Source organism: Streptomyces sp. NPDC002176 (assembly GCF_044903645.1).
Lineage (GTDB): Bacteria > Actinomycetota > Actinomycetes > Streptomycetales > Streptomycetaceae > Streptomyces.
The window spans coordinates 686,363-711,363 of record NZ_JBJDQW010000003.1 but is presented as its reverse complement, the minus strand read 5'-3'; the positions used below and the strand labels follow the sequence as shown (position 1 = coordinate 711,363).

29 protein-coding genes and 1 pseudogene are annotated in these 25,001 nt (G+C 71.8%); 15 read left to right on the top strand and 15 right to left on the bottom strand.

The genetic code is table 11. The annotated features are described in order from the left end of the window. The first annotated feature begins 12 nt into the window (after window positions 1–12). The 3 genes from ACI2LY_RS17095 to ACI2LY_RS17085 are packed head-to-tail and all read left to right on the top strand — an operon-like array spanning window position 13 to window position 2,731. A complete protein-coding gene (locus ACI2LY_RS17095; RefSeq protein ID WP_404707832.1) occupies window positions 13–1,311 on the top strand; it encodes a hemolysin family protein in 1,299 nt (432 codons plus the stop codon). Then, window positions 1,308–1,667 carry an MmcQ/YjbR family DNA-binding protein gene (locus tag ACI2LY_RS17090; RefSeq protein WP_404707831.1) on the top strand — a complete coding sequence of 120 codons (360 nt, stop codon included), beginning with the start codon at window positions 1,308–1,310 and terminating at the stop codon, window positions 1,665–1,667. Before ACI2LY_RS17095 ends, ACI2LY_RS17090 begins: the two co-directional genes overlap by 4 nt. 44 nt (window positions 1,668–1,711) lie before the next feature. Continuing rightward, window positions 1,712–2,731 carry a S66 peptidase family protein gene (locus ACI2LY_RS17085; RefSeq protein WP_404707830.1) on the top strand — a complete coding sequence of 340 codons (1,020 nt, stop codon included), beginning with the start codon at window positions 1,712–1,714 and terminating at the stop codon, window positions 2,729–2,731. A 2-nt stretch (window positions 2,732–2,733) separates the two neighbouring features. On the opposite strand, the gene ACI2LY_RS17080 is transcribed toward ACI2LY_RS17085, so the two are convergent. Beyond that, complete coding sequence (locus ACI2LY_RS17080; RefSeq protein WP_404707829.1) at window positions 2,734–4,149, bottom strand: MFS transporter; 1,416 nt, start codon at window positions 4,147–4,149, stop codon at window positions 2,734–2,736. Window positions 4,150–4,321: 172 nt separating this feature from the next. Here ACI2LY_RS17080 and ACI2LY_RS17075 point away from each other — a divergent pair, with 172 nt between their 5' ends. Together ACI2LY_RS17075 and ACI2LY_RS17070 are read left to right on the top strand one after the other, a co-directional pair. Continuing rightward, on the top strand, window positions 4,322–5,137 hold the full coding sequence (locus ACI2LY_RS17075) for a helix-turn-helix transcriptional regulator (RefSeq protein ID WP_404708164.1): 816 nt from the start codon (window positions 4,322–4,324) through the stop codon (window positions 5,135–5,137). Then, complete coding sequence (locus ACI2LY_RS17070; RefSeq protein WP_404707828.1) at window positions 5,134–5,484, top strand: cytidine deaminase; 351 nt, start codon at window positions 5,134–5,136, stop codon at window positions 5,482–5,484. The genes ACI2LY_RS17075 and ACI2LY_RS17070 overlap by 4 nt, the downstream gene beginning before the upstream one ends. Window positions 5,485–5,505: 21 nt before the next feature. Here the strand turns inward: ACI2LY_RS17070 and ACI2LY_RS17065 are convergent, their stop codons facing one another. Next, window positions 5,506–5,844: a P-II family nitrogen regulator gene (locus ACI2LY_RS17065; protein ID WP_393598482.1), complete on the bottom strand. Its 339-nt coding sequence runs from the start codon at window positions 5,842–5,844 to the stop codon at window positions 5,506–5,508. Then, the gene (locus ACI2LY_RS17060) at window positions 5,841–7,127 is read right to left on the bottom strand and encodes an ammonium transporter (protein ID WP_404707827.1); all 1,287 of its coding nucleotides are present in this window, start codon (window positions 7,125–7,127) and stop codon (window positions 5,841–5,843) included. Before ACI2LY_RS17060 ends, ACI2LY_RS17065 begins: the two co-directional genes overlap by 4 nt. A gap of 180 nt (window positions 7,128–7,307) precedes the next feature. On the opposite strand from ACI2LY_RS17060, the gene era reads away from it, so the two are divergent. Beyond that, on the top strand, window positions 7,308–8,261 hold the full coding sequence (gene era / locus ACI2LY_RS17055) for a GTPase Era (protein ID WP_404707826.1): 954 nt from the start codon (window positions 7,308–7,310) through the stop codon (window positions 8,259–8,261). 4 nt (window positions 8,262–8,265) lie between these two features. On the opposite strand, the gene ACI2LY_RS17050 is transcribed toward era, so the two are convergent. Then, window positions 8,266–9,582 carry a GH1 family beta-glucosidase gene (locus tag ACI2LY_RS17050; protein WP_404707825.1) on the bottom strand — a complete coding sequence of 439 codons (1,317 nt, stop codon included), beginning with the start codon at window positions 9,580–9,582 and terminating at the stop codon, window positions 8,266–8,268. Window positions 9,583–9,627: 45 nt separating this feature from the next. Continuing rightward, window positions 9,628–10,491, bottom strand: coding sequence for a sigma-70 family RNA polymerase sigma factor (locus ACI2LY_RS17045; RefSeq protein WP_404708163.1), 864 nt, complete (start codon window positions 10,489–10,491; stop codon window positions 9,628–9,630). Window positions 10,492–10,603: 112 nt separating this feature from the next. Here ACI2LY_RS17045 and ACI2LY_RS17040 point away from each other — a divergent pair, with 112 nt between their 5' ends. Continuing rightward, window positions 10,604–11,365, top strand: coding sequence for an SDR family oxidoreductase (locus tag ACI2LY_RS17040; RefSeq protein ID WP_404707824.1), 762 nt, complete (start codon window positions 10,604–10,606; stop codon window positions 11,363–11,365). Here ACI2LY_RS17040 and ACI2LY_RS17035 read toward each other — a convergent pair. Both ACI2LY_RS17035 and ACI2LY_RS17030 read right to left on the bottom strand, forming a co-directional pair. Beyond that, window positions 11,362–11,628, bottom strand: coding sequence for a protealysin inhibitor emfourin (locus ACI2LY_RS17035; protein ID WP_388993426.1), 267 nt, complete (start codon window positions 11,626–11,628; stop codon window positions 11,362–11,364). The genes ACI2LY_RS17040 and ACI2LY_RS17035 overlap by 4 nt on opposite strands. A gap of 24 nt (window positions 11,629–11,652) precedes the next feature. Continuing rightward, window positions 11,653–12,723 carry a M4 family metallopeptidase gene (locus ACI2LY_RS17030; RefSeq protein ID WP_404707823.1) on the bottom strand — a complete coding sequence of 357 codons (1,071 nt, stop codon included), beginning with the start codon at window positions 12,721–12,723 and terminating at the stop codon, window positions 11,653–11,655. A 326-nt stretch (window positions 12,724–13,049) separates the two neighbouring features. On the opposite strand from ACI2LY_RS17030, the gene leuA reads away from it, so the two are divergent. Beyond that, the gene (gene leuA / locus ACI2LY_RS17025) at window positions 13,050–14,771 is read left to right on the top strand and encodes a 2-isopropylmalate synthase (RefSeq protein WP_404707822.1); all 1,722 of its coding nucleotides are present in this window, start codon (window positions 13,050–13,052) and stop codon (window positions 14,769–14,771) included. A 179-nt stretch (window positions 14,772–14,950) separates the two neighbouring features. Next, a complete protein-coding gene (locus tag ACI2LY_RS17020; RefSeq protein ID WP_388993417.1) occupies window positions 14,951–15,595 on the top strand; it encodes a TerB family tellurite resistance protein in 645 nt (214 codons plus the stop codon). Window positions 15,596–15,609: 14 nt separating this feature from the next. On the opposite strand, the gene ACI2LY_RS17015 is transcribed toward ACI2LY_RS17020, so the two are convergent. Continuing rightward, complete coding sequence (locus tag ACI2LY_RS17015) at window positions 15,610–16,200, bottom strand: hypothetical protein (protein WP_404707821.1); 591 nt, start codon at window positions 16,198–16,200, stop codon at window positions 15,610–15,612. Window positions 16,201–16,329: 129 nt separating this feature from the next. On the opposite strand from ACI2LY_RS17015, the gene ACI2LY_RS17010 reads away from it, so the two are divergent. Next, window positions 16,330–16,923, top strand: coding sequence for a TetR/AcrR family transcriptional regulator (locus ACI2LY_RS17010; RefSeq protein WP_404707820.1), 594 nt, complete (start codon window positions 16,330–16,332; stop codon window positions 16,921–16,923). Between the two features lie 65 nt (window positions 16,924–16,988). On the opposite strand, the gene ACI2LY_RS17005 is transcribed toward ACI2LY_RS17010, so the two are convergent. Continuing rightward, window positions 16,989–17,414 carry a GNAT family N-acetyltransferase gene (locus ACI2LY_RS17005; protein ID WP_404707819.1) on the bottom strand — a complete coding sequence of 142 codons (426 nt, stop codon included), beginning with the start codon at window positions 17,412–17,414 and terminating at the stop codon, window positions 16,989–16,991. Between the two features lie 107 nt (window positions 17,415–17,521). Between ACI2LY_RS17005 and ACI2LY_RS17000 the strand changes: the two genes are divergently transcribed. The 3 genes from ACI2LY_RS17000 (at window position 17,522) to ACI2LY_RS16990 (ending at window position 20,029) form a co-directional block, all read left to right on the top strand. After that, window positions 17,522–18,217: an SDR family NAD(P)-dependent oxidoreductase gene (locus ACI2LY_RS17000; protein WP_404707818.1), complete on the top strand. Its 696-nt coding sequence runs from the start codon at window positions 17,522–17,524 to the stop codon at window positions 18,215–18,217. After that, window positions 18,214–18,960, top strand: a complete 747-nt coding sequence (locus ACI2LY_RS16995) for a YqjF family protein (RefSeq protein WP_404707817.1) — start codon at window positions 18,214–18,216, stop codon at window positions 18,958–18,960. Before ACI2LY_RS17000 ends, ACI2LY_RS16995 begins: the two co-directional genes overlap by 4 nt. 61 nt (window positions 18,961–19,021) lie before the next feature. Continuing rightward, complete coding sequence (locus ACI2LY_RS16990; RefSeq protein ID WP_404707816.1) at window positions 19,022–20,029, top strand: questin oxidase family protein; 1,008 nt, start codon at window positions 19,022–19,024, stop codon at window positions 20,027–20,029. Here the strand turns inward: ACI2LY_RS16990 and ACI2LY_RS16985 are convergent. The 5 genes and pseudogenes from ACI2LY_RS16985 to ACI2LY_RS16965 all read right to left on the bottom strand — a co-directional run bounded on the left by ACI2LY_RS16985 (window position 20,026) and on the right by ACI2LY_RS16965 (window position 21,766). Further along, window positions 20,026–20,262: a hypothetical protein gene (locus tag ACI2LY_RS16985; RefSeq protein ID WP_404707815.1), complete on the bottom strand. Its 237-nt coding sequence runs from the start codon at window positions 20,260–20,262 to the stop codon at window positions 20,026–20,028. The two genes, ACI2LY_RS16990 and ACI2LY_RS16985, sit on opposite strands and share 4 nt — an antisense overlap. Then, window positions 20,237–20,585 (bottom strand): annotated as a pseudogene (locus tag ACI2LY_RS16980) (GNAT family N-acetyltransferase). The gene ACI2LY_RS16985 and the pseudogene ACI2LY_RS16980 overlap by 26 nt, the downstream one beginning before the upstream one ends. Further along, the gene (locus tag ACI2LY_RS16975) at window positions 20,566–20,748 is read right to left on the bottom strand and encodes a DUF397 domain-containing protein (RefSeq protein ID WP_404707814.1); all 183 of its coding nucleotides are present in this window, start codon (window positions 20,746–20,748) and stop codon (window positions 20,566–20,568) included. The pseudogene ACI2LY_RS16980 and the gene ACI2LY_RS16975 overlap by 20 nt, the downstream one beginning before the upstream one ends. After that, window positions 20,730–20,951: a DUF397 domain-containing protein gene (locus ACI2LY_RS16970; RefSeq protein WP_404707813.1), complete on the bottom strand. Its 222-nt coding sequence runs from the start codon at window positions 20,949–20,951 to the stop codon at window positions 20,730–20,732. Before ACI2LY_RS16970 ends, ACI2LY_RS16975 begins: the two co-directional genes overlap by 19 nt. Next, window positions 20,933–21,766 (bottom strand): Scr1 family TA system antitoxin-like transcriptional regulator, encoded by an 834-nt coding sequence (locus ACI2LY_RS16965; RefSeq protein WP_404707812.1) that lies wholly within the window; start codon window positions 21,764–21,766, stop codon window positions 20,933–20,935. Before ACI2LY_RS16965 ends, ACI2LY_RS16970 begins: the two co-directional genes overlap by 19 nt. A 179-nt stretch (window positions 21,767–21,945) precedes the next feature. Here ACI2LY_RS16965 and ACI2LY_RS16960 point away from each other — a divergent pair, with 179 nt between their 5' ends. Together ACI2LY_RS16960 and ACI2LY_RS16955 are read left to right on the top strand one after the other, a co-directional pair. Then, a complete protein-coding gene (locus ACI2LY_RS16960) occupies window positions 21,946–22,095 on the top strand; it encodes a hypothetical protein (protein ID WP_388993393.1) in 150 nt (49 codons plus the stop codon). Then, the gene (locus ACI2LY_RS16955) at window positions 22,092–22,316 is read left to right on the top strand and encodes a hypothetical protein (protein ID WP_388993390.1); all 225 of its coding nucleotides are present in this window, start codon (window positions 22,092–22,094) and stop codon (window positions 22,314–22,316) included. Before ACI2LY_RS16960 ends, ACI2LY_RS16955 begins: the two co-directional genes overlap by 4 nt. Window positions 22,317–22,397: 81 nt before the next feature. Here ACI2LY_RS16955 and ACI2LY_RS16950 read toward each other — a convergent pair whose 3' ends face one another. Further along, a complete protein-coding gene (locus ACI2LY_RS16950) occupies window positions 22,398–24,866 on the bottom strand; it encodes an N-acetylmuramoyl-L-alanine amidase (protein ID WP_404707811.1) in 2,469 nt (822 codons plus the stop codon). Window positions 24,867–25,001: the final 135 nt, after the last annotated feature.

The following is a 25,001-nucleotide window of genomic DNA, read 5'->3' as shown; positions in this document are numbered from 1 at the left end:
AGGGGTCGACACTTGAGTCCGCAGATCGTGATCGGCGCGGTCGCGCTGATCGTCGTGGCCTGGCTCGCCGCCTGCGCCGAGGCGGGCATCGCCCGCGTCTCCAGCTTCCGCGCCGAGGAGGCCGTCAAGTCCGGCCGCCGCGGCAGCGGCAAGCTGGCGCAGATCGCCGCCGACCCCACCCGCTATCTCAACGTGGCGCTGCTGCTCCGCGTCGCCTGCGAGATGGCCGCCGCCGCCCTCGTCACCTACGGCTGCCTGCGCGCCTTCGACGCCACCTGGCAGGCCCTGCTGGTCGCCATCGCCGTGATGGTCCTGGTGTCGTACGTCGCCGTCGGCGTCTCACCGCGCACCATCGGCCGTCAGCACCCGCTCAGCACGGCCACCGCGGCCGCCTACGTGCTGCTGCCGCTGGCCCGCGTGATGGGCCCGGTGCCCTCGCTGCTGATCCTCATCGGCAACGCGCTCACCCCCGGCAAGGGCTTCCGGCGCGGCCCGTTCGCCTCCGAGGCGGAGCTGCGCGCGATGGTCGACCTCGCCGAGCAGGAGTCGCTGATCGCCGACGAGGAGCGCCGCATGGTGCACTCCGTCTTCGAGCTGGGCGACACCCTGGTCCGCGAGGTGATGGTGCCGCGCACCGACCTGGTCGTCATCGAGCGGTACAAGACCATCCGGCAGGCCCTCACCCTCGCCCTGCGCTCCGGGTTCTCCCGTATCCCGGTCACCGGGGAGAGCGAGGACGACATCGTCGGCATCGTGTATCTGAAGGACCTGGTCCGCAAGACGCACATCAACCGGGACGCCGAGAACGACCTCGTCTCCACCGCGATGCGCCCTGCCGTCTTCGTCCCCGACACCAAGAACGCGGGCGACCTGCTGCGCGAGATGCAGAAGGAACGCAACCACGTCGCCGTCGGCATCGACGAGTACGGCGGCACCGCGGGCATCGTCACCATCGAGGACATCCTGGAGGAGATCGTCGGCGAGATCACCGACGAGTACGACCGGGAACTCCCGCCCGTGGAGGACCTCGGCGAGGGCCGCCACCGGGTCACCGCCCGCCTGGACATCACCGACCTCGGCGAGCTGTACGGGCTGGAGGAGTACGACGACGAGGACGTGGAGACCGTCGGCGGACTGCTCGCGAAGGCACTGGGCCGCGTGCCCATCGCCGGGGCGAGCGCCGAGGTCGAACTCCCCGACGAGCGACGGCTGAAGCTGACCGCCGAGGCCGCCGCCGGACGCCGGAACAAGATCGTGACGGTACTGGTCGAGCCCGCCGGGGTCCCGGCGCGGGAGGAGAGCAGGGAATGAAGCCCCAGGAGCTGCGCGCCCTGTGCCTGTCCTTCAACGCGGTGACGGAGGAGTTCCCCTTCAACCCGGACACCTCGGTCTTCAAGGTGCTGGGCAAGATGTTCGCCCTCGCGGCGCTGGACGCGCGGCCCCTGACGGTCAACCTCAAGTGCGACCCGGAGGACGCCCCGCGCCTCCGCGCCGACCACGAGGGCCTCATCGTCCCCGGCTATCACATGAACAAGCGGCACTGGAACACCGTCACGGTGGACTCCGATCTGCCCGACGCCCTGGTCAAGGAACTGGTCGAGGACTCCTACGACCTCGTCGTCGCGGGCCTCCCGAAGGCCGAACGGCTGAAGCTCGACCGCCCCTGAAAACCCCTACGGGACGGCGATGACCCCGTGTCAGAATCCGCCGCATGACGCCTCGCTACCCGCGCCCCCTGCGCCCCGGAGACCGTATCGGCGTGACCTCGCCCTCCAGCGGGGTCCCGGACGCCCTGCGCGGCCGACTCGACGTGGCCGTGCGCGACCTGAAGGAGCGCGGGTACGAGGTGACGGTCGGCCGGTGCATGGACGGCTCCAGCCACCTCAGCGCCCCGGCCGCCGAACGGGCCGCCGAACTCACCGCGATGCTCACCGACCCGGAGATCCGGGCCGTGGTGCCCCCGTGGGGCGGCGAGACCGGCATCGACCTGCTGCCGCTGCTGGACTTCGCGGAGATCGGCCGGGCCGAGCCCACCTGGGTCGTCGGCTACTCCGACGTCTCGGGCCTGCTCGCGCCCCTGACCCTGCTGTCCGGGCTGCCCACCGTGCACGGCAACAACCTGATGGACACCCCCTACGGGACACCCGGGGGCCTGCTGTCCTGGCTGGACATCGTCGAGGCGCCCCAGGGCGAGCCGTTCACGCAGACCCCGCCCGGCCGGTACCGCTCCGGCGGCTGGGACGACTTCGCCGGGAACCCCGAGGTCCGTGATCTGAGGCTGGACACCGAGGGCACCTGGACCCGGCTGGACGGCACCGGGGACGTGGACGTCACCGGGCGGCTGATCGGCGGCTGCGTCGAGATCCTGGCCAACCTCGCCGGGACGCCGTATCTGGACACCGCCGCCCTCGCCCCCGGTGAGCCGCTGCTCGTCTACGTGGAAGCCTGCGAGGACAGCGCGTTCAGCATCTGCCGGAACCTGCACGGGATGCGGCTCGCCGGGTTCTTCGACCGGGCCGCCGCGATCCTGGTCGGCCGCACCAAGGCCCCGGACAGCCCGACCCTGACCCAGCACGAGGCGGTGCTCGACGCGCTCGGCCCGCTGGGCGTGCCGATCGTCGCCGACGTGGAGTGCGGGCATGTCGCCCCGTATCTGCCGCTGGTCAACGGCGCGCGCGGCCGCGTGGAGCACACGGCCGCGCGCGGCGCGATCACCCAGACCCTGGACTGAGGTCACGCCCTGACGGGACGCAGCCCGAGGGCGATCAGGGCGGCCGCGCCGAGCACGACGACCGCGTCCAGCGCGATCACCGTGTGGACACCGGCCAGCAGGTCGCCGGAGGTGGTGGCCAGCACGCCCAGCAGGGGCACCCCGACCGTGAGGCCGACCTGCTGGGTGGAGGTCACCAGCCCGGTCGCCAGCCCCTGTTCGCCGTCCGGGACACCGGAGGTGACGGTGAGGCCGTACGAGATGATCGCGCCGAGGTGGCACATGCTGGCCAGGGACACGGCCACCGTGGCGAGCCACACCGACCAGCCCTGGGTGCTCAGCGGCAGCAGGGCGGCGACCAGAAGTCCCTGGCCGGTCAGCGAGCCGACCAGGACGCGGCGGGCGCCGAACCGGCCGATCACCCTCGGGGCGAAGACGCCCGCCACGGCCGACAGCACGCCCTGCACACCGAAGACCAGTCCGGTGCGGAACGCCGACAGTCGCAGCACCTCCTGGAGGTACAGGGTCAGCACGAACACCACGGTCGACATCATCGAGAACGTCACCAGTCCGCCCAGGTTGCCCCACGCCACCGTCCGGCGGCGCAGCATCGGCAGCGAGACCAGCGGCTGGGCCGTACGGGACTCGATCACGGTGAACGCGGTCAGCAGCGCGAGCCCCGCCACCAGGGCGGCCAGCACGTCCGGGTGGCCGAAGCCCCGGTCGGCGGCGGTGGACAGCGCGTAGATCAGGGACAGCAGACCGAGGGTGACGGTGACCGCGCCGGGCACGTCCAGCCGGGGGCGGTCCGGGGTGCGGGACTCGGGCAGCAGGCCCGGCGCCAGCGGCAGCACGATCAGTGCGAACACGGCCAGCAGCGCCATCGTGGAGCGCCAGCCGAAGGTGTCGGTCAGCACGCCGCCCGCGACCATGCCGATGGTGAAGCCCAGCGACAGCAGCGTGCCGGAGATGCCGAGCGCGCGGTCCCGCGCCGGGCCCTCGGGGAAGGTGGTCGTCAGCAGGGACATGCCGGTCGGCACGATCGCCGCCGCGCCGAGCCCCTGGAGGGCGCGGCCGGTGAGGAAGGACGCCGGGTCCCAGGCCAGGGCCGCCAGCACGGAGGCCGCGCCGAACAGGGCGAGACCGGTCAGGAACAGCTTGCGGCGGCCGTAGAGGTCGCCGACGCGGCCGAAGAGCAGCAGGAAGCCGCCGGACGGCAGCGCGAACGCGGTGACCGCCCACTGGAGCGCCGAACGGCTCATGCCGAGGCCGGTGCCCAGCTCGGGCAGCGCCACGTTCAGCACCGAGAAGTCGAGGGCGACCATGAACTGGGCCGCGCACAGCACGAACAGGACGAGCCGGTCGCGCGCCGAGAGCCGGGCGGGACGGACTGGCTTGTCAGCGGGGGGAGTTACGGGGGCTGGGGTGTCGATCGCCATGGCAAAGAGCTTCCGATGCCCGGAAGAAACGTGGGGAGTCGGAACTTATGGTGGTGGTGGCACCACCAGACACGGCGACGAGGGGGAGCGGGACGTGGCTGCGACGGCGAGCACGGCGAGCACGGCGAGCACGCCGAGAAGTGAACGGCGCAGTGAGCTCCGGGAGTTCCTGATGACCCGGCGCGCCCGGATCACCCCGCAGGAGGCCGGACTGCCCTTCGGCGGCCCCCGGCGCCGTACGCCGGGACTGCGCCGCGAGGAGGTCGCGGTGTTGGCCGGGGTGGGCGCCTCCTGGTACCAGTGGCTGGAGCAGGGGCGGGACATCTCCGTCTCCCCGCAGGTGCTCGACGCGGTCTCGCGGGTGCTGCGGCTGAGCGACGCCGAGGTGCGGCACCTGTACGTGCTGGCCGGACTCAACCCGCCCGCGCCCGAACTCGTCTCCGCCCGCCGGGACATGTGCGACGGACTGCGGCGGCTGATCGACACCTGGATGCCCTACCCGGCGCACATCATGGACCGCTACTACAACTGCGTGATGTACAACGCGGTGGCCACCGCGGTGTTCGGCATGGGGCAGGGGCCCACCACCCGGAACTGCCTGGTCGACTTCTTCGCCGACCCGCTGTTCCGGAGCCGCACGCTGAGCTGGGAGACCAACGCGCGTACGGTCGTCGCGCAGTTCCGGGCCGCCTGCGCCGCGCACCCGGAGGACGAGGGGTTCCAGGCGGTGCTGGCCGAAGTGAGTGCCCTGAGCCCGGAGTTCAACGCGCTGTGGGCCGAGCGGGACATCGAGGACCAGGGGCAGATCCGCAAGGAGCTGACGCATCCGCGGGCCGGGCTGCTGGTGGTGGAGTCCACGGCGATGCAGGTGCCCGCCCGGCCCGACCTGCTGATCGTCCTGCATACCCCGCTGCCGGAGGCGGACACCTCGGCGAAGCTGGAGTGGCTGGCGGGGGCGGACGACGGGGTTCGTATGCTCGGGGCATGAGCGAGAACGAGCTTGATCCTGAGGACCGGAAGATCGTGACCCTGGCACGGTCGGTGCGGGCCCGCAACGGCGTCCCGGAGGGGGCCGCCGTACGGGACTCCACGGGCCGCACCTACGTGGCCGGGGCGGTGTCGCTGCCCTCGCTCCAGCTGAGCGCCCTGCGCACGGCCGTCGCCATGGCGGTGGCCTCCGGCGCCGAGTCCCTGGAGGCGGCGGCCGTGGTGAGCGAGGCGGAGGGTCTTTCGGCGGAGGACCTGGCCGCGGTCGCCGACCTCGGGGGAGCGGGCACACCGGTGCTGCTCGCCGGGGCCGACGGTGTCGTCAAGTCGACCGTCACGACCGACTGACGGCGACGGTCCGGGGGCCGGTCACAACGCGTCCGGTCCCCGTTCCCCCGTCCGCACCCGCACCACCGTCTCCACCGGTACGGACCACACCTTGCCGTCACCGATCTTGCCGGTGTGGGCGGCCTGGACGATGGTGTCGATCGCCTGCTCGGCCACCGCGTCCTCGACGACCAGCTCCAGGCGGACCTTGGGGACGAGGTCGACCACGTACTCCGCGCCCCGGTACACCTCGGTGTGGCCGCGCTGGCGGCCGTAGCCGCTGGCCTCGGTGACGGTGAGGCCGTCGATGCCGAGGTCGCGGAGGGCGGACTTCACCTCGTCCAGACGGTACGGCTTCACGACGGCGGTGATGAGCTTCATAGGGGGCTCTCGGCTTTCCGGACGGGGGCGCCATGGCCCAGGACCCCGTGATCGTAGGCCGTCTCGGCGTGCACCGTAAGGTCCAGACCGGTGCGCTCCTCCTCCTCGCTCGCGCGCAGCCCCATCGTGCGGTCCAGCAGCTTGCCGAGCCCGTACGTCACCGTGAAGGCGTACCCGGCGACCGCGAGGACCGCGACGAGCTGGCGGCCCAGCAGCCCGAGTCCGCCGCCGTGGAACAGCCCCTCCGCGCCGCCGGTCATCGCCTTGTCCGCGAACAGGCCGATCAGCAGGGTGCCGATCACCCCGCCGACCAGGTGCACGCCGACGACATCGAGGGAGTCGTCGAAGTTCAGCTTGAACTTCCAGCCCACCGCGTACGAGCAGACGACACCCGCCGCCAGCCCGACGACCAGCCCGCCCAGCAGCGAGACCGTGCCGCAGGACGGGGTGATGGCGACCAGGCCCGCGACCGCGCCGGAGGCGGCGCCGAGCGTGGTGGGGTGGCCGTCCCGCTTCTGCTCGACCAGCAGCCAGCCCAGCAGACCGGTGCACCCGGCGGCCAGGGTGTTGAGGAAGGCGGCCGCGGCGAGGCCGTTCGCGCCGAGCGCGGAGCCCGCGTTGAAGCCGAACCAGCCGAACCACAGCAGCCCGGTGCCGAGCATGACCAGGGGGAGGCTGTGCGGGCGCATGGAGTCCTTCTTGAAGCCCAGCCGGGGTCCGAGCACCAGGCACAGGGCGAGTCCCGAGGCGCCGGACGTGATCTCGACCGGCAGACCGCCCGCGAAGTCCAGCGCACCCAGTTTCGCGCCGATCCACCCGCCCGGTCCCCACACCCAGTGCGTGACCGGAACGTATACGAGCAGCGTCCACACCGGCACCAGCACCAGCCACGCCCCGAACCGGGTGCGGTCCGCCACCGCGCCGCTGATCAGGGCCGCCGTGATGATCGCGAAGGTGAGCTGGAAGGTGGCGAAGAGCAGCGTCGGCACCGTGCCGTGCAGCGCGGTCGGGCCGACCCCGGCCATCCCGGCGTGCTCCAGCCCGCCCAGCAGACCGCCGCCGAGGTCGTCGGTGAAGGCGAGGGAGTAGCCGGCCGCCAGCCACACCACCGTGACCAGGGCGATGGACACGAAGCTCATCATCAGCATGTTGAGGACGCTCTTCGCGCGGACCATGCCGCCGTAGAACAGGGCCAGACCCGGTGTCATCAGCAGCACCAGGGCGGTGGCGGCGAGCAGCCAGGCGGTGTCGCCGGTGTCTGCGTGCGCGGCGGCGAGGGTCACGGGCGTCTCCAGCGGTCCGGGGGAGCGGGCTCGTCAGAGGTTCACGGGCGTGCGTTTCCGGTCGCCTACAGGGGCGTTTCCAGGGTGTTTCGGCCCACTCGGGTGACCGGAGGCGCTGGTGGCGGGGGCGCGGCGGACGCCGGTGCGGCGCGGGCCGGAGGATCAGGGAGAATGGTCGGCATGAGCGTTCGTACCCAGTCATCCGAGCGGTCGGGCGAGAACGCCCACCGCGCAGGCTTCGCGTGCTTCGTGGGCCGTCCCAACGCGGGCAAGTCCACCCTCACGAACGCTCTGGTCGGGCAGAAGGTGGCCATCACCGCCGACCAGCCGCAGACCACCCGGCACACGGTGCGCGGCATCGTGCACCGGGACGACGCCCAGCTGATCCTGGTGGACACCCCGGGCCTCCACAAGCCGCGCACCCTGCTCGGCGAGCGGCTGAACGACGTGGTGCGCACCACGTGGGCCGAGGTCGACGTGATCGGCTTCTGCCTCCCGGCGAACGAGAAGATCGGCCCCGGCGACCGCTTCATCGCCAAGGAACTGGCCGGGATCAAGAAGACCCCCAAGATCGCCATCGTCACCAAGACCGACCTGGTCGACTCCAAGGCCCTCGCCGAGCAGCTCATCGCCATCGACCAGCTCGGCAAGGAGCTGGGCTTCGAGTGGGCCGAGATCGTGCCGGTGTCGGCGGTCGGCGACAAGCAGGTGAGCCTGCTGGCCGACCTGATCGTGCCGCTGCTCCCCGAGAGCCCGCCGCTCTACCCCGAGGGCGACCTCACCGACGAGCCCGAGCAGGTCATGATCGCGGAGCTGATCCGGGAGGCCGCGCTGGAGGGCGTGCGCGACGAGCTGCCGCACTCCATCGCCGTGGTCGTCGAGGAGATGCTCCCGCGCGAGGACCGTCCGGCCGACAGGCCCCTGCTCGACATCCACGCCAACGTCTACATCGAGCGGCCCAGCCAGAAGGGCATCATCATCGGCCCCAAGGGCAAGCGGCTGAAGGACGTCGGCATCAAGTCCCGCAAGCAGATCGAGGCCCTGCTCGGCACGCCCGTCTTCCTCGACCTCCACGTGAAGGTCGCCAAGGACTGGCAACGCGACCCGAAGCAGCTCCGCAAGCTGGGCTTCTGAGCCCTCAGCCCCGCTGCGCCCGCAGCAGCTCCTGGTACCAGCGGTACGACGCCTTCGGGGTGCGTCGCAGCGTGGCGAAGTCCACGTCCACCAGGCCGAAGCGGCGGGCGTAGCCCTCGGCCCACTCGAAGTTGTCCAGGAGGGACCACACGAAGTAGCCGCGCACGTCGACCCCTTCGGTGAGCGCGGCGTGCACGGCGCGGACATGGCCGTCCAGGTAGGCGATGCGGTCCTGGTCGTCGAGCCCCTCGTAGGAGCAGCCGTTCTCGGTGATGACGAGGGGCGGGAGCCGGTCGCCGTAGCGGTCCCGGAGGCAGGTGAGCAGGCCGGTCAGGGCCTCGGGGACGACCGGCCAGCCGAAGTCGGTCACCGGGACGCCCTCGAACTCCCGCAGGGAGAAGGGGAGTTCGGCGGGCAGGGGCACGCCGTCGAACTCGGTGGGCTTCTCCTGCGGGGCGCCCACTCGCGCCGGGGCGTAGTAGTTGATCCCGTACCAGTCCAGCGGTTCCGCGATGATCCGCAGGTCGTCCTCGGCGCCCTCGGGCATCAACGCGGCCGTGCCGTCCGGGTATTCGCCCAGCAGGACGGGTTCGGCGAAGAGGCGGTTGAGGAGCAGGTCGTAGAAGACGGCCGCCTCCACGTCCGCCGGGTCGGCTGAGGCGGGCTCCACGGGGGAGTGGGAGTTGGCGATGCCGATGCCCGTGACCCCGGCCGCGCGCAGTGCCCGTACCGCCAAGCCGTGCGCGAGGAGTTGGTGGTGGGCGGCCGGGAGCGCGTCGAAGAGGAGCGCGCGGCCGGGGGCGTGGGTGCCGAGGGCGTGGCCCAACAGGGTGTGTTCGGCGGGCTCGTTGAGGGTGATCCAGCGCGGTACGCGGTCCCCGAGCCGGTCCGCGACACGGGAGACGTGGTCCGCGAACCGGTACGCGGTGTCCCGGTCCAGCCAGTCGAGCCCGGTCGGCAGATCCCAGTGGAACAGCGTCGGCACCGGCTGGACCCCCGCCTCGCACAGCGCGTCCACCAGCCGGTCGTAGAAGTCCAGGCCGCCGGGGGAGTTCACCCGCGGCCAGGAGATGGAGAATCGGTACGCGTCCACGCCGAGGTCGGCCAGCAGGGCCACGTCCTCCGGGTAGCGGTGGTAGTGGTCGCAGGCCACGGCGGCCGTCGAGCCGTCCTTCACCCGGCCGGGCTCGGCGGTGAACACGTCCCACACGGAGGGTTCGCGCAGGTCGGCGGCGCCCTCGATCTGGTGCGCGGAGGTCGACACCCCCCACAGGAAGCCGTCGGGGAAGCGGGGGAGAGGGCCGTGCGCGTCCGTCACCATGGGCCGGATCATCCGCACCCGGCCCCCGCCGCGTCAACGCCCCCGTCAGTCCTCCAGGGGCGCGATCTCGAGTGCGGCCAGCCGCTCCCGGTCCGCGACGACCTCGATCCCGGTGATCCGGCCGTCGTCCGCGAAGGTGAAGGCGAGGACCAGGGCCGGGCGGCCGTGCGGGGCCATGACCAGACCCACCGAGCCGTCCAGCAGGGCGACGCCGGTGAACAGCGCCCGGCCGGTGGCCGCCATCGCGCCCCGCGCGACCATGCCGGAACCCCGGGCGGTGATCGGCTCCGGGGTCGGGACCACGAACCGGTCGGCGTGCAGCACCACGTCCGGGTGGAGCAGACCCACCAGCGCGTCGAAGTCCCCGCCCCGCGTGGCCGCGAGGAACGCCTCCACCGCACGGCGCCGCCGGACCGGATCGCCCTCCGGCGGCGGTCCGTCGCCCCTGACCCGGCGCCGGGCCCGGCTCGCCAACTGCCTTACGGCGGCCGGGGAATGCTCCAGCAGCGGGGCGATCTCGTCGAACGGCACCGCGAACAGGTCGTGCAGCACGAACGCCAGCCGCTCCGCCGGGGAGAGCCGGTCCAGCACCACCAGCAGCGCCACCCCGACGGAGTCGGCCAGCACCGTCTCGTCCTCCGGGACAGCGTCGGTGACCGGATCGGCTGGCCGGGACTCCAGCGGGTCCTCGCGCCGACGCTCACGGGTGCGCAGCAGGTTCAGGCACACCCGCCCGACGATGGTGGTCAGCCACCCGGCGATGTTCTCCACCCCGTCGGCACCCGCCCGGTCGGCCCGCAGCCAGGTCTCCTGCACGGCGTCGTCGGCCTCGCTCGCCGAGCCCAGCATCCGGTACGCCACCGCCCGCAGCCGCGCCCGGTGCCCCTCGAACATCTCCGCCGACCACATGGCGTCGCCCACCGGTGTCACATTCCCTCCGCGCGTGGTGTCACGGAGGTAGAACACCCGCCGAGGGGACCCGGACGCAAGCTTTCCGGTTCCCGTGAAACTGGGAGCAGTCATGACCTCCAGCACCTCAGCCGTCCTGGTCACCGGTGGCACCGGCACGCTCGGCCGCCATGTCGTCCCCCTGCTGCGGGAGGCGGGCCGCGAGGTACGCGTCCTCAGCCGCACGGGCGGGGACGGCCCGGACCAGGTGAGCGTCGACCTCCGCACCGGCACCGGACTCGATGCCGCCCTGGACGGCATCGGCACCGTGCTCCACCTCGCGGGCGGCCCCAAGGGCGACGACACCGCCACCGGCAACCTGGTCCGCGCCGCGCGAGAAGCCGGGGTCCGGCACCTGGTGTACATCTCCGTCATCGGCGCCGACCGCGTACCGCTCGCCTGGCTCAGGTCGAAGCTGGCCGCCGAGCAGGCCATCGCGGATTCCGGGCTGCCGTGGACCACGCTGCGGGCGGCCCAGTTCCATGAACTCACCCTGAAGATGGTCCAGTCGATGGCCAAGCTGCCCGTCTTCCCGGTACCGGGCGGACTGCGCCTCCAGCCGGTCGACTCCCGCGACGTGGCCGCCCGCCTCACCGACCTCACCCTCGGCACCCCGGCCGGACTCGTCCCCGACCTCGCCGGACCCCGGGTGTACGGCCTCGACGAGCTGGGCCGGAGCTACCTCCAGGCGCACGGCAGGCGCCGCCCGATGCTGCCGGTCCGCATCCCCGGCAAGGCGGGCCGTGCCTACCGCGCGGGCGACAACCTGACGCTCACCGGCGCGGACACCGGCAAGCGCACCTGGGAGGAGTTCCTCGCCGAACAGCCTGCCTAGGCACCCTCCTTCAACACCCTTGACACCAGCTCCCGCTGGGCCTCGGTCAGCCGGGGGTCGGCCGCGTGGACGGTGTGGCCGTCCACCGTGATCTCGTAGTGGAAGCCGTCCGGGACACCCGGTACCGGGGTGTCCGGCGCGGCGGCCAGGGCGCGGTCGGCCAGGGTGCGCCACTCCGGGGCGTCCGCGCGATCCGAGGTGTCCACCTCGGCCTGCCGCTCGATGCCCGCGAAGCCGCCCGTGCGCCGTACTTGGATACGCATGGCCCCAGTGTCCGGCACCGGCGCCTACAGCGTCTGCACCCCCACTTCCTCCCACGCCTTCTCCACGGCCTGGAGTTCGCCGCCCGCGCCGAACCGCTCGCGGGCGGCCTTCACGGTCAGGGTGGCGAAGTCGGCGAACTGGGCGTCCTCCTTGAGCTTGCCGCCGGTCAGCACGTCGTACCAGATCTGCCCCGTCTTCTCCCAGGCGTAGCCGCCGATCGCGGTGGCCGCGATGTAGAAGGCGTGGTTCGGGATGCCGGAGTTGATGTGCACGCCGCCGTTGTCCCGGCCGGTGTGGACGTAGTGCTGCATGTCGGCGGGCTGGGGGTCCTTGCCGAGCACGTCGTCGTCGTACGCGGTGCCCGGTGCCTTCATCGAGCGCAGGGCCTGGCCCTGGACGCGGGGGGCGAGGAGGCCCGCGCCGATCAGCCAGTCCGCGTCGGCGGCGGTCTGGCGGAGCGTGTACTGCTTGATCAGCGAGCCGAACACGTCGGACAGCGACTCGTTGAGCGCGCCGGACTGGCCGAAGTAGGCCAGGTTCGCGGTGTACTGCGTGACGCCGTGGGTGAGTTCGTGGCCGATGACGTCGACCGGGATGGTGAAGTCGAGGAAGATCTCGCCGTCCCCGTCGCCGAACACCATCTGTTCGCCGTTCCAGAAGGCGTTGTCGTAGTCCTTGTCGAAGTGGACCGTGGCCTGGAGCGGGAGGCCCTCGCCGTCGATGGAGCGGCGGCCGTACACCTTCAGATACAGCTCGAAGGTGGCGCCCAGGCCCGCGTAGGCCCGGTTGACCGTGGCGTCGGAGCCCGGCTCGGAGCCCTCTTCGCGGACCTTCTTGCCGGGGAGGTTCTGGGTGTGCTCGGCGTCGAAGATGGTGCGGTCCGGCTGGTCCCCGTCGGCGGGCGCGGCGGCGGCAGCGGCCTGCGCGCCGATCACGGTGGTCAGCCGACGGCGGGTGCGCTCGAACGCGTCCCGCTCCAGGGAGCGGCGGGCCGGGCCCGACAGCGCCGGGTCGGAGTCGCGCGCGAGCTTGTCGAGGAGGTGCGGCGGCACGATCGTGCAGAAGACGGGCTCATGGCCCCCGTTGGTCGTCATACCAATAAATGGTCGCACCGAGCGATGTCAAAGTCACTAGCTGTAACCGTGATTGATGAAATACGGTGATATCTCTCGTCACTCCGCGTCACTGAGTGGTATGGACCCTCACCACGGGCCCGCGTCACCCGTCCCGGTTCCGCATGCTGATACGCCCCGGCGTGCCCGGCGGGCCTCGGCTAGGCTGCGGAGCATCATGCGTTTCGGGCTGCTTCTCCTTAGCTGCCGCGGCGAGGGCCTGTAAGCAAGGCCGACTCCCTCCCCGCGGTGCTATTGGCGTTGCGTCGTCGGCCGTCCCAAGGACTTTCCGAGGAGCCCACGCGATCATGGCGAACCGCCAGCAGCCCAGCCACATGCCGTTCCAGCGCTACGGCCAGTACGACCAGGTCGACATCCCCGACCGCACCTGGCCCGGCCAGCGTGTCACCGCGGCCCCCCGCTGGCTCTCCACCGACCTGCGCGACGGCAACCAGGCGCTGATCGACCCGATGTCCCCCGAGCGCAAGCGCCGGATGTTCGACCAGCTGGTCAAGATGGGCTACAAGGAGATCGAGGTCGGCTTCCCCGCCTCCGGCCAGACCGACTTCGACTTCGTGCGCTCCATCATCGAGGAAGAGGGCGCGATCCCCGAGGACGTGACGATCTCCGTCCTCACCCAGGCCCGCGAGGACCTGATCGAGCGGACCGTGGAGTCCCTGAAGGGCGCCCGCCGCGCCACCGTCCACCTGTACAACGCCACCGCGCCCGTCTTCCGCCGGGTGGTCTTCCGGGGCTCCAAGGAGGACATCAAGCAGATCGCCGTCGACGGCACCCGGCTGGTCGTGGAGTACGCGGAGAAGCTGCTGGGTCCGGAGACCGAATTCGGGTACCAGTACAGCCCGGAGATCTTCACCGACACCGAGCTGGACTTCGCCCTGGAGGTCTGCGAGGCGGTGATGGACGTCTACCAGCCCGGTCCCGGCCGCGAGATCATCCTCAACCTGCCCGCCACGGTGGAGCGTTCGACCCCGTCCACGCACGCCGACCGGTTCGAGTGGATGCACCGCAACCTCTCCCGCCGCGAGCACGTCGTCCTGTCCGTGCACCCGCACAACGACCGGGGCACCGCCGTAGCCGCCGCCGAACTGGCCCTGATGGCCGGGGCCGACCGCGTCGAGGGCTGCCTGTTCGGGCAGGGCGAGCGCACCGGCAACGTCGACCTGGTCACCCTGGGCGTGAACCTGTTCTCGCAGGGCGTCGACCCGCAGATCGACTTCTCCGACATCGACGAGATCCGCCGGGTGTGGGAGTACTGCAACCAGATGGAGGTCCACCCGCGCCACCCGTACGTGGGCGACCTGGTCTACACGTCCTTCTCCGGCTCCCACCAGGACGCCATCAAGAAGGGCTTCGACGCGATGGAGGCCGACGCGGCCGCCCAGGGTGTCGCCGTGGGCGAGCTGGAGTGGGCGGTGCCGTACCTGCCCATCGACCCCAAGGACGTCGGCCGCTCCTATGAGGCCGTGATCCGGGTCAACTCGCAGTCCGGCAAGGGCGGTGTGTCGTACGTCCTGAAGAACGACCACAAGCTGGAACTGCCGCGCCGGATGCAGATCGAGTTCTCGAAGATCATCCAGGCGCGGACGGACGCCGAGGGCGGCGAGATCACCCCGCGCGACATCTGGGCGGCCTTCCAGGACGAGTACCTGCCGAACCCGGAGAACCCCTGGGGCCGCGTCCAGGTCCGCGCCGGTCAGTCGACCACCGACACCGACGGCGTCGACACGCTGACCGTCGAGGCGACGGTGGACGGCGTGGACACGGTACTGACCGGTACGGGCAACGGTCCGATCTCGGCCTTCTTCGACGCGCTCCAGTCGGTCGGCGTCGACGTACGCCTGCTGGACTACCAGGAGCACACGATGAGCGAGGGCGCGTCCGCGCAGGCCGCCTCCTACATCGAGTGCGCGATCGGCGACAAGGTGCTGTGGGGCATCGGTATCGACGCGAACACGACGCGTGCCTCGCTGAAGGCGGTCGTCTCCGCGGTGAACCGCGCGACCCGCTGACCCCGCCCTTCGGTGCCCCGGCCGCTGTGTACGGCGGTCGGGGCACCGTCGTCTTCCGGCCGCGGAACGCCGCAGGTCACGGACCGGTCTCGCCCAGGGTGCTGACTCGGGCTCCGTGATGTGGCTAACATCACGCCAGCGCGGCGACGTTGCCGCGTGGTGACGTGCGGAGGTGCGACGTGCTGCCAGTACGGGGACGAGACGGCCGAGCCACCGGGTTCGTCCGGCGCATCCTGGGCTCCCGCACCGCCTGGACGCCCCAGGGCGACGGGGAGTTCTTCTGCCCCGGCTGCGGCGGCGACCGCAACTACCAGCGCCTCACCGGCCGCGAGCGCCTCACCGTGCTCGGGGTGCCCGTTCTCGCGCGCGGGGTGACCGAGCCGGTCGTGGAGTGCGCCTCCTGCCTGCACCGCTTCGGCGTCGACACCCTCGACCACCCCACCACCCGCCGCCTCTCCGTCCTGCTGCGCGACGCGGTCCACGCGGTGGCCGTCTCGGTGCTGGTGGCCGGGGGCACGGGCTCGCGGGCCGCGCTGGAGGCGGCGGCCGAGACCGTGCGGGCGGCGGGCTGCGAGGAGGACGCGGCGGAACGTCTCGCCATGACCCTCGACGGCGGCGACCCCCGCACCCCCCTGACCGCCCTCGCCCCCCACCTGGCCGCACCGGGCCGCGAGTCCCTCCTCCTGGACGCCGCCCTCATCGCCCTCGCGGACGGCCCCTACACCCCCACCGAACACACCGCCCTCACCGTCGCGGGCGAGGCACTGCTGCTCCCGTCCGAGGTGGTGGAGCGGGTGCTGACGACGGCGCGGATGCCGTCCTGACCGTTTCCAACGCCCTAGGTGTGTGAGGGGACTCGGTCGGTCCTGCCGGGCCGCCCCAGGCGGAGTGCGGAGATCAGGAAGAAGACCCCGCCCAGGAAGGCGTACCCCGCCAGCGAGCCCAAGGAGGCGTTCGCCTCGGCGGCCTGGGCGACGAAGGAGGCTCCGGCGAAGGTGGAGATGGTCCCGCTGAGGATCATGGGCCACTGCCCTGCCAGGCCGCGTCGGCGTCGCAGGGCGCCGACGACCAGTTGGACGGCACCGGCGACGACCGCCCACGCGCCCCAGACGCGCAGGACCGCGGGGATGCCTGACGCGGCCGCGGCGACGAGTCCCGCGGCGGTGAGGGTGCTGAGCGCGGCGTTCGCGTAGAGACCGCGCACCGGGCCCTGGTCGGCCTTGGCGGACCTGAGGTCGACGACCGCGCACGCCACGTCGAACAGGGGGTACAGCACCAGCAGTGTCGCGCTGAGGGGGCTCAGCGTGCGGGCCGTGGCGAAGACCAGGACGGCCCACACTGCGGCGAACGCGAAGCGCAGGACGTACAGGCGGCGCAGCGTCGCGGTGTCGGTCCGGGAGGGAGCAGGGGCGGTGATGGACGAGTCCATGAGATGCCCTTTCCGCAGGGAATCGAAGAGGAGGGAGAACGTTCGGTCTCCCTCCTCCATTCAAGGGACCTCCTCCCTCACCTGTCAAGACCGAACGTTCTCCCTCGCTCGCCTGCTACCGTGGCCGCCATGAGCACGGGCACAGCAGGCAAGAGCACGTCCGAGGCCCGGGCGCGGCTGCTCGACACGGCGACCCGGATCTTCTACGCGGAGGGGATTCACTCCGTAGGGGTCGACCGGATCATCGCGGAGGCCCAGGTGACCCGCGCCACCCTGTACCGGCACTTCAAGGGCAAGGACGAGCTGATCCTCGCCTACCTCCAGCAGGCTGATCACGGCATCCGGGGACAGGTGGACGCCATCCGGGCCCAGGGCCTTCTGGCGGCCGGGACGGTCCGGGCCGTGGGCAGGTTCATCGCCGAGGGCATCCGGTCCCCGGGCTTCCGTGGTTGCGCCTTCCTGAACGCGGCGGCCGAGTATCCCGACCCCGCGCACCCCGTCCATCAGGCCGTACTGGCCCACCGGCAATGGTTCCTGGAAACCGCCACGCAGCTCATGGAAGAAGCCGGCTGCTCTCCCGCCGACGTGACCGGCCGCCACTTCGTCATGCTGCGGGACGGCGCCATGGCAGCCGGGTGCCTCTTCGACCCGACCCTGATCTGCGCGACGTTCCTGGACGGCGTCGAGGGCATCCTGAACACGAGCCCGGCACCGGCCGCCTGAGCGGTCCGCCGCCGGGGTTCAGCGGCGGTCCTGCGGGGGCGCTCCGCGGGGAACTGCCCAGGTGGTCACCGGTGGAAGAAGCGGTGCATGCCCACGGAGGCGGGTGCCGTCGGCTCGAAGCCGAACTTCTCGTACAGGAACCGCGCGTCCCCGTCGGCGATCAGGGACGCGTACGTGCCCTGCGGCGCCCGGCGCTCCAGCTCCTCCACCAGCTCGGCCATGATGCGTTTGCCCAGCCCCTGGCCCTGGTGCTCGGGCAGGACGCAGATGTCGACGATCTGGAAGAAGCAGCCGCCGTCCCCGATGACGCGCCCCATCCCGACCGGCCGCCCCTCGCGGAAGACGGTCACGGCGTGCCATGAGTTCGGCAGGCCGATGCGCGCGGCCTCGGGCGTCTTGGCGCTCAGCCCCGATTCGGAACGCAGTCGGAGATAGGTCTCCACGGAGGGCACGTCGGCCCGTACCTCGTAATAGTCAATATCCTGTTTCACCTACTACACGCTACGGATCGGGCAGGAGGAACGCAACGCCGCCCCGCCGCATCCGTCCGGCCGTCACCGGGCGAAGTCCTTCCAAGACGTGGGACGGGAGGCGCGGTGTGGAGATCCGGGGCGCACGCATTCTGGTCGCCGGGGCGACCGGTGACATCGGGTCGGCGCTGGCCGAGCGGCTGGCCGGGCTCGGGGCGGTGACCGCGCTCGCGGGGCGGGACGCGGGACGGCTCGCCGAGGTGCGCGAGCGGTGCGGTCCCGGCCCCTCCCGGACCTTCGATGCTTGGGACCTCGATGGCGCCGAGGGCACGGCCGCCTGGGCGGCACGGGAACTGGGCGGGCTCGACGCCGTGGTCGTCTGCGTGGGGGTCGCCGCGTTCGGGCCGGTCGGTGAGATCGGCGAGGCGGTCGCGGAGCACGTGATGGCGGTGAACGCGCTGGCGCCCATGGCGATCCTGCGTTCCGCGGCGACCCACGTGTCCTCGGGCGGCCTGCTCGCCGCCGTCACGGGGACCGTCGCCCGTTCGGTACCGGCCGGCATGGCGGACTACGCGGCGGCGAAGGCCGCCCTGGCCACCTGGCTGACGGCGGCTCGCCGGGAGCTGCGGCGCGCCGGGGTGGGGGTGCTGGAGATCTGCCTGCCCCACGTCGAGTCCGGCTTCGCGGGGCGCGCGGTGACCGGCACCGCTCCGGCCCTGCCACCGGGCATCACGGTGGCGGAGGCCGTCGAGGCCATCGTGGAAGGCATGCGTACGGACGCGCGTGTCGTGGACGGCGTCGGGGCGAAGCGGGTCACGTCGTGACGGCAGGCACTTCCGTCCACGTGGAGGACGTCACGCCCCTGCCGCCACGCCCCCTGTCGCACGTCCTGTTCCGGCAGTGGTGGCGCGAACTGGTCTTCCTGCACTGGGCCGCCGACCCCGACGAGGTGGCGCGCCTGCTGCCGCCGGGCACGTACCCCGACCTCCACCTGGGCCGCACCTACGTCGGCCTCGTCTTCTTCCGCATGGACGACCTGGCCCTCGGCCGGGGGCCCGCGCTTCCCTACCTGGGCAGCTTCGGCGAGGTGAACGTCCGCCTGTACAGCAGGGACGCCCTCGGGCGGCGCGGAGTGGTGTTCCGCTCCCTGGACTGCGACCGCCTGCTCCCCGTGCTGACGGCCCGGGCGGCATTCGGCCTGCCCTACCGCTGGGCCCGCATCCACACCCGCCGCACCGGCACCGGGATCTCCTACGACAGCCTCCGGCGCGACGGTTCCGGAGCGGGCGCGCGCGTCCGGGCCGAGATCCTCCCCGCGCCGTACGAGGCGAACGCCCTGGAGGAGTTCCTCACCTGCCGATGGGGACTCCATGCTCAACTCCGGGGCCGCACTTACTACTTGCCGAACACCCACCCCCGGTGGACGTTCAGCCGGTGCGAGCTGACCTCGTACGACGAAACCGCCGTCGCGGCGGCCGGGCTCTCCACCCCGCCCGGCGACCCCGCCAGCGTGCTCTACGCACCCGGCGTCCCCGTCCGCTTCGGCCCACCACTCCGGCAGCCCTAGGTCCCGGCCTAGGTCTTACGGCCGTTACGCCGCCCCCGCGCACCGCTCTACCGTCCCCGGCATGGACGAGAGCGGAGTTCTGGACGAGGCGTTGGAGCGGTTGCACGGGGCCGGGCCGGAGCGGATGGGGCGGCTCACCAATCACGCGCCCATGGCCGTGGAGGCGTTGGCCGCGCGGGGGCAGGCGGCGGGCGTGCACCGGTGGGTCGACCTGTACGCGCGCAAGCTGGAGGAGTTCCCGACCGGGGTGGAGCGGGTGACCGACGCCAACTGGGCCGCAGCGCTGGGGGATTCGCGGCGGGTCGCCGACTGGATCGGGTACCTCCAGGGCGAGGTGGGCGAGCGCGGCTGGCGGCAGGTGCTGGCCGAGTGGTGGCCCCGGCTGCTGCCCGGCATGTACGGCGGCTCCACGCATCCGGTGATCCGGGTCGGGCACGCGGTACGGACGCTGCTCGCGGGGGAGACCGCGCCACGGATCAACGAGCTTGCGCACGGGCTCGGTTACTGGGCCGCCCGGCACCGCCCCGTCGCCGGTCTCACCCCGCTGCCCGGCGCCGACAGCGCCGCCGCCGCGCTGGACGCGGTACGTCCCATCGCCGTACGGGACGGCGGCTTCCCCGCCCGGCTGGACCGCGTCACGAGCCTGCCCGTCTGGGCGGCGGACGTCACCGACCCGGCCGAGGCCCACCGCCGCCTCACCGACCTCGTCCGGGCCGCCACCCACCGCTACGCCACCCACGCCCACGGCGAGCCGACCATGCTGGTGCACGCGGCGACGGCCCCCAACGCGGTACTCCGCACCCTGCCCGCGCTCCCGAGAGACCTGTGGGCCCCGAGTCTGCGCGCCGCCTGGACGGCCTCGGCGGCGGTCACGGCGATGTACGCCCCCGACGAGCCCGTCCCCTACGCCCCGTCCGGCCCCCTCGCCCCCGAGGAACTCTCCGAACGAGCCCTCGCCCACGGCGACGAGCACGTCATCAAACTGACGGACACCGCGCTGGACATCGGCGACGAGCGTGCCTTCGCGGCGGTGCTGCGGGCGATCGAGCTGAGTGATCCACTGGTCTAGTGCGTGGGCGTCGACCGCTTTCGCCGCGCAGTTCGGTTCGCCACGAGGAACCAGGTGAAGAGGATGCAGAGGCCGAGGGAGGAGCCGATCCGGTCTACTCCCGCACCCGCTAGGACCCGCATGACCAATACGGCGAAGTTGAGGACCAGCATCGACAGGAACAGCCAGAAGGCCCATTGAGATCCGGGCTTCGTCCAGGCCGGTTCTTCACGGGACTTGGGTCGTCGCGTCATGTTCCCTCCCTGAGCCTCCAGTGCCCCCGGCTTGGCCCGCACACTCCCAGCGGATCTCACCGGCTTGGCGTTCCGGGGTGGGCGCGAGACCCGCCGCCCTCGCCACGGCCGCCTCCTTGGCGATGCCCCGCCCCTGCCAGGGCGTGCCCACCACGCGCAGCCGGATTACCCAGTTCGAGCGCGTCCGGGGTGTACGAGATCCCGCCGATGAAGCGGTGCAGGGCGGGGTCGGCCAGCACCCCGGCCATCTCCTCGGCGTGCTCGACCCGCAGGGGTAGCAGGTCGAGCCGTGGGGTGCGGATGTCAGCGCCGGATGGCGTCAAGGAAGTCGGCCCAGGCGGAGTCGCCGAGGCGGAGTACGGGGCTGTCCTCGACCTTGCTGTCCCGTACGAGGATGCCGTCGGCGACTTCGACGCAGCTACCGCCCGCGCCGTTGCTGTATGTGCTCTTACGCCAATGGACGTTGGTCAGATCGTGCTCTCGCATCGGGGGGTCTCCGCTCCAGTCGAGTTGATGAAGTGGGTCCACGCGGAGGCGCCGACGAAGAGTACGGGGCCGCGCTGGACCTTGCTGTCCCGTACTGGGACGACACCGGGGACTCCGTTGGCGACCTCGACGCAGTTGCCGCCCTCTCCGTTGCTGTAGCTGCTCTTGGACCAGTGGGCGTTGGTCAGGTCGTACTGGCGCATCGTCTGAAGTCCTCCGCCGCCGATTCGATCAGGGTCAGGGACACCTCCGGCGACAGCGTGGCGACCCTGAGAAGATCGTATGCGCGTTGGGCTCGCTTCACCACGGCCGGAACGTCCACCAGCGTCCCGGAAAACGAGGTCTCTGTATAGGCGACCGGGGGCGCGTCCTCGAACTCCATGAGCCTGAGGTCACCGTTCATGGCGGCGTGTGCACCCGTCGTGTGGGGCAGTACCGTCACCATGGCCGTGCGGTCCCGCATCATCCCTGCGATGTAGTCCAGTTGGCCCGCCATGGCGAGCGGTCCGCCCACGGGGATGCGCAGCACATTCTCATGCAGCGCCACCCAATACTCGGGCCTTGTAGCGTCGCTGAGGATCAGCGAGCGCTCCAACCGGGCGGTGACGATCTCGTCCACGTACTCGTCGGTTTTGAAGGGGTTGGCCGCGATGGTGACCGCGCGCGCGTACTCCTTCGTCTGGAGCAGCCCCGGAACCACCGTGGGAGCGAACTCGCAGATCAGCGTGGCGAGGCGCTCCAGCTCCACCACCTGCGCGAAGTAATCCGCATACCTGGGGTCGTCGATCAGCTTTCTGCACAGCCGCTCGAAAATACCGTCGGTTTGCAGTACTCGGTCGATCCGCTGGGCCACATCCAGTTGCGGCTTCCTGATCGCCAGCTCGAACTGGCCGATGTACCCGCCGGAGACGAAAACCGCCGCCCCCAGCCCCGCCTGACTGAACCCCGCCTTCTCGCGGCGACGCTTCAGTTCCGTTCCGAAGAACTCCCAGACCGCCTGACGTGAACCGTTGGCCACTGCCAACCCCCTTGTACTGCCATGCGCTTGTAGGGCTCAGACCCCTTCCGAGTCTAGTTGTGCAGCGTCACCGTTAGGACACGAAGCGTGAAGAACGTGACGGAAGGGAAGTGATGCGGACAGTGAACACACAGGATTCAGCGGACCGGGTCGAGGCAGCGGAGCGAACCCTCGAGGAATTGCGGACCGCATTGGAGAAGGCCGGGATCAAATTGCCGTCGCTCGGGCTCGATCCCATCTCGTTGGCCTGCGAGGCCCCGATCCCGTTGGTGGAGTTGGGGCGGTGCTCCGTGGAGACGGCCGCGCTGCTCGCCGCGGCCCTGCGATGAGTGCCGTAGGGCCGCCGCTGGGCTCGTACGCCTTGGACACCGGCACGAACAGAGTGGGCGTGGTCATGGGACACCAGGGGCCGTACGTACAGCTGAGACCGCTCGGTGGCGGCCGGGAGTGGGACGTGTCGCCGGACCGGGTGCGGGAGGCGACCCCCGCGGAGCGGATCAGCGCGGCGACGGCGTATGCGAACGCGCGCAGCAGAGGCGAGGTGCCGTGACGGCGGGGTACCCCGCCCAAGGGAAAGCGGCCTTCCCCGGACCGGAGTCCGGAGAAGGCCGCTCGCCCGCGCGGGATCAGGTCAGTTGAGGACCGCGATGCCGTCGGTGGTGACCGTCGGACGACCCGACGTGCCGACGACCACGATCTTCAGGGTGTGCTGGGCCGCGCTGCTCCAGGACTTGGTCCACATCGCCTGGCGGTAGGCCGTGGTGGCCGACTTCAGGTCGACGGTGGTCTGCAGGGTGCCGTCGACGTAGATCTGGACCGCGCCCGAGGTGCTGGCGCGCGAGGCGATCCACGCCACCGAGCGGCCCTTGAAGGTCCAGGTCAGCGAGGCGCCCTTGGTGCCGGAGCTGGAGGAGTAGCCGCCGAGGTAGCTGCTGCTGGACCGCTTGGTCCAGGTGCCGGTGGCCTTGGCGGAACTCTCCTGGACCAGGGTGGCGGTACCGGTGACCGACGCGGTCGCGGTGTTGCCTGCCAGGTCGGTGGCGATCAGGCCGAACTTGGTGGCCGTCGCCGACTTGGCGGTGGTGGACCAGCTCGTCGAGGTGGCCGTCAGCGCCGTCGCGGTGGGCGAGGTGGCGGCCTGGGAGCGCAGCCCGTTGTCGTCGGCCGCCTTCCAGTTCACCGTCACCGGGACGCCCGCCGTGTTGACCGTGCCCTTGCCCAACTGCGCGGTCGGCGCGGTCGGGTAGGTGGGCCGCGTGGTGTCGGCGGTCACCGTGACCGCCGCCGAGGTGGCGGTCGTGCCCGAGACGTGGGTCGCCCGCACCTGGACCGTGTGACGGCCCGAGGTCAGCTTGACGGCTGCCGAGGTGGCCGTGCCCGCGAGCTTCGCCACGGAGGTGCCGTCCACGAGGACCTCCGCGCCGGAGAGCAGCGCGGTGGGCGTGGACGTGGTCCAGCGCACGGTGGCCGTGGTGCCGGTGACGTACCCGGTGCCCGAGCGCACCGCGCCGGACGGGGTGTCCACGCTGGTGACGCCGACCCCGGCCGGGGGACCGGCCGCGTAGGAGCGGATGGTGGCGAGCTTCGCGTACAGCTGGTTGCCGGGGCAGTCGGTGGCGAAGCCGTTGCGGTGCCCGGAGACGGCGTTCAGGGTGTACGCCTTGCCGAACGTGAAGCCGGAGCTGTCCTTGGAGCCCTCGGTGAGGACGCTGGTACCGGTCGGGCTGACGCCGGACATGCCGAGCTTCCACGCGGCGATCCGGGAGATCGCGGTCACCATGGCCGTGGTCGGGGTGGCACCGGGGATGGTGCTCGCCTTGGAGTCACCGCCGGTGAGGTCGGTGAACGTGCCGATCGCGGCGATGCCCATCGAGTCGGTGTTGAACCCGTAGGTCTGCGCGCCGATCACCGGCATGGCCATGCCGCCGAACCGGCCCTCGAAGATCGTGCCGCACTTGTCGACCAGGAAGTTGTAGCCGAGGTCGCGCCAGCCCTGGTGCAGGTGCAGGGCGTACAGGCTGCGCACGATCGAGGGGGAGTCGGCGCAGGAGTAGGTGTTGGTGGTGTCGGTGTGGTGGACGAACACCGCCTTCACCGTGTGGCCGTAGTCCGGGTAACCGGTGTCACGGGCGCACTCGTCCGCACCCCAGCCCGCCCGGGTGACGACCGGGGGAGCGGGCACCTTCGTCGTCGGGGGCTGCGCGGGCAGCGGGCTGGGCATCGTCTGCGGCACGGCGGACGCGCTCGCGCAGGAGGGGTACGCGGCCGACAGCGACGGAAGGTAGCCGGGCGCGCTGGGCGGCGGGGCCGTCGAGGTCGGGGCGGTGGGCGACGCCGGGGCGCTCGTCGCGGCCGTCGTGCTCTGCGAGGGCTCGACGGTCGGGGTGGGCGGGGGCGTGGTCGTGGTCTCGGGCGGCGTGTCCGTCGCGGAGTCGGAGGGGGCGGGGGGTGCGGGCGTGGTCTCGCCCGGGTCGTCCGACGGGGTCTGCTCCGGGGTGGAGGTGTCGGGGTCGGTCGGCTGGTCCGTCGGCGTCTCCTCGCCGTCGCCGGGCATCGCGTAGGCCGCCGGGTCCATCGCGGGAGCGGTGGAGTCACCCTTGCCGGGGTCCACCAGGTCGACGGTCAGCCCCTTGGGGAGCGCCTTGCCGTCCGCCTTCACCTGCACGCCGTCGGAGGGTCCGGCCCACAGCGGGGCGGTGCCGCCGCGCACTCCGGCCCGGTCGCGCTCGGCCGGGTCCGGCTGCGCGTCCCCGGCGCCCAGCGCCTGCCACGCGGACCACTGGCCCGTGTCCGACGACCGGGTGCGTACCCGTACCGTCCCGTCGAGCCGGACGCTCGGGTCCTGCCAGCTCACCGCCAGCATCCGGAACGCCTTGGTCGAGCGGGCCGCGAGCGCGCGCTCGCCCGACGAGCCGGTCAGGTCCAGCGAGTTCACCGAGGTGTGCACCACGTGCGGCCCGTCCGCCGCGGTGTCGGTGCCCGACGTGGCACGGACGGCGACGACCGCGCCCGTCCCCGCCACCAGCACGGTCCCGGCCGCGAGCCATATCTTGGCCCGTCTCCCCCGCGGCGCCCGCGCGCCGCCAGCCTCTGTTCTCATGTCCAGCCTCTCCCCTTGCCGCCCGCGGGCGGCCCGTGCGCACACTCGCGTCACGTCCAGCGGATCGTAGAGCCGGGCGTGGGGCCGGTCACAGCCGGGGGCGGATAAGCGGAGACCCGGCTTCCCGGGTCCGGG

What these genes read in the sequence shown, in the direction of transcription:
- ACI2LY_RS17090 (WP_404707831.1), top strand. Translation starts at nt 1,308, where the DNA reads ATGAAGCCCCAGGAGCTGCGCGCCCTGTGCCTGTCCTTCAACGCGGTG.
- ACI2LY_RS17085 (WP_404707830.1), top strand. Translation starts at nt 1,712, where the DNA reads ATGACGCCTCGCTACCCGCGCCCCCTGCGCCCCGGAGACCGTATCGGC.
- ACI2LY_RS17080 (WP_404707829.1), bottom strand. Translation starts at nt 4,149, where the DNA reads ATGGCGATCGACACCCCAGCCCCCGTAACTCCCCCCGCTGACAAGCCA.
- ACI2LY_RS17075 (WP_404708164.1), top strand. Translation starts at nt 4,322, where the DNA reads ATGACCCGGCGCGCCCGGATCACCCCGCAGGAGGCCGGACTGCCCTTC.
- ACI2LY_RS17070 (WP_404707828.1), top strand. Translation starts at nt 5,134, where the DNA reads ATGAGCGAGAACGAGCTTGATCCTGAGGACCGGAAGATCGTGACCCTG.
- ACI2LY_RS17065 (WP_393598482.1), bottom strand. Translation starts at nt 5,844, where the DNA reads ATGAAGCTCATCACCGCCGTCGTGAAGCCGTACCGTCTGGACGAGGTG.
- era (WP_404707826.1), top strand. Translation starts at nt 7,308, where the DNA reads ATGAGCGTTCGTACCCAGTCATCCGAGCGGTCGGGCGAGAACGCCCAC.
- ACI2LY_RS17050 (WP_404707825.1), bottom strand. Translation starts at nt 9,582, where the DNA reads ATGGTGACGGACGCGCACGGCCCTCTCCCCCGCTTCCCCGACGGCTTC.
- ACI2LY_RS17045 (WP_404708163.1), bottom strand. Translation starts at nt 10,491, where the DNA reads ATGTGGTCGGCGGAGATGTTCGAGGGGCACCGGGCGCGGCTGCGGGCG.
- ACI2LY_RS17040 (WP_404707824.1), top strand. Translation starts at nt 10,604, where the DNA reads ATGACCTCCAGCACCTCAGCCGTCCTGGTCACCGGTGGCACCGGCACG.
- ACI2LY_RS17035 (WP_388993426.1), bottom strand. Translation starts at nt 11,628, where the DNA reads ATGCGTATCCAAGTACGGCGCACGGGCGGCTTCGCGGGCATCGAGCGG.
- ACI2LY_RS17030 (WP_404707823.1), bottom strand. Translation starts at nt 12,723, where the DNA reads ATGACGACCAACGGGGGCCATGAGCCCGTCTTCTGCACGATCGTGCCG.
- leuA (WP_404707822.1), top strand. Translation starts at nt 13,050, where the DNA reads ATGGCGAACCGCCAGCAGCCCAGCCACATGCCGTTCCAGCGCTACGGC.
- ACI2LY_RS17015 (WP_404707821.1), bottom strand. Translation starts at nt 16,200, where the DNA reads ATGGACTCGTCCATCACCGCCCCTGCTCCCTCCCGGACCGACACCGCG.
- ACI2LY_RS17010 (WP_404707820.1), top strand. Translation starts at nt 16,330, where the DNA reads ATGAGCACGGGCACAGCAGGCAAGAGCACGTCCGAGGCCCGGGCGCGG.
- ACI2LY_RS16990 (WP_404707816.1), top strand. Translation starts at nt 19,022, where the DNA reads ATGGACGAGAGCGGAGTTCTGGACGAGGCGTTGGAGCGGTTGCACGGG.
- ACI2LY_RS16985 (WP_404707815.1), bottom strand. Translation starts at nt 20,262, where the DNA reads ATGACGCGACGACCCAAGTCCCGTGAAGAACCGGCCTGGACGAAGCCC.
- ACI2LY_RS16975 (WP_404707814.1), bottom strand. Translation starts at nt 20,748, where the DNA reads ATGCGAGAGCACGATCTGACCAACGTCCATTGGCGTAAGAGCACATAC.
- ACI2LY_RS16970 (WP_404707813.1), bottom strand. Translation starts at nt 20,951, where the DNA reads ATGCGCCAGTACGACCTGACCAACGCCCACTGGTCCAAGAGCAGCTAC.
- ACI2LY_RS16955 (WP_388993390.1), top strand. Translation starts at nt 22,092, where the DNA reads ATGAGTGCCGTAGGGCCGCCGCTGGGCTCGTACGCCTTGGACACCGGC.
- ACI2LY_RS16950 (WP_404707811.1), bottom strand. Translation starts at nt 24,866, where the DNA reads ATGAGAACAGAGGCTGGCGGCGCGCGGGCGCCGCGGGGGAGACGGGCC.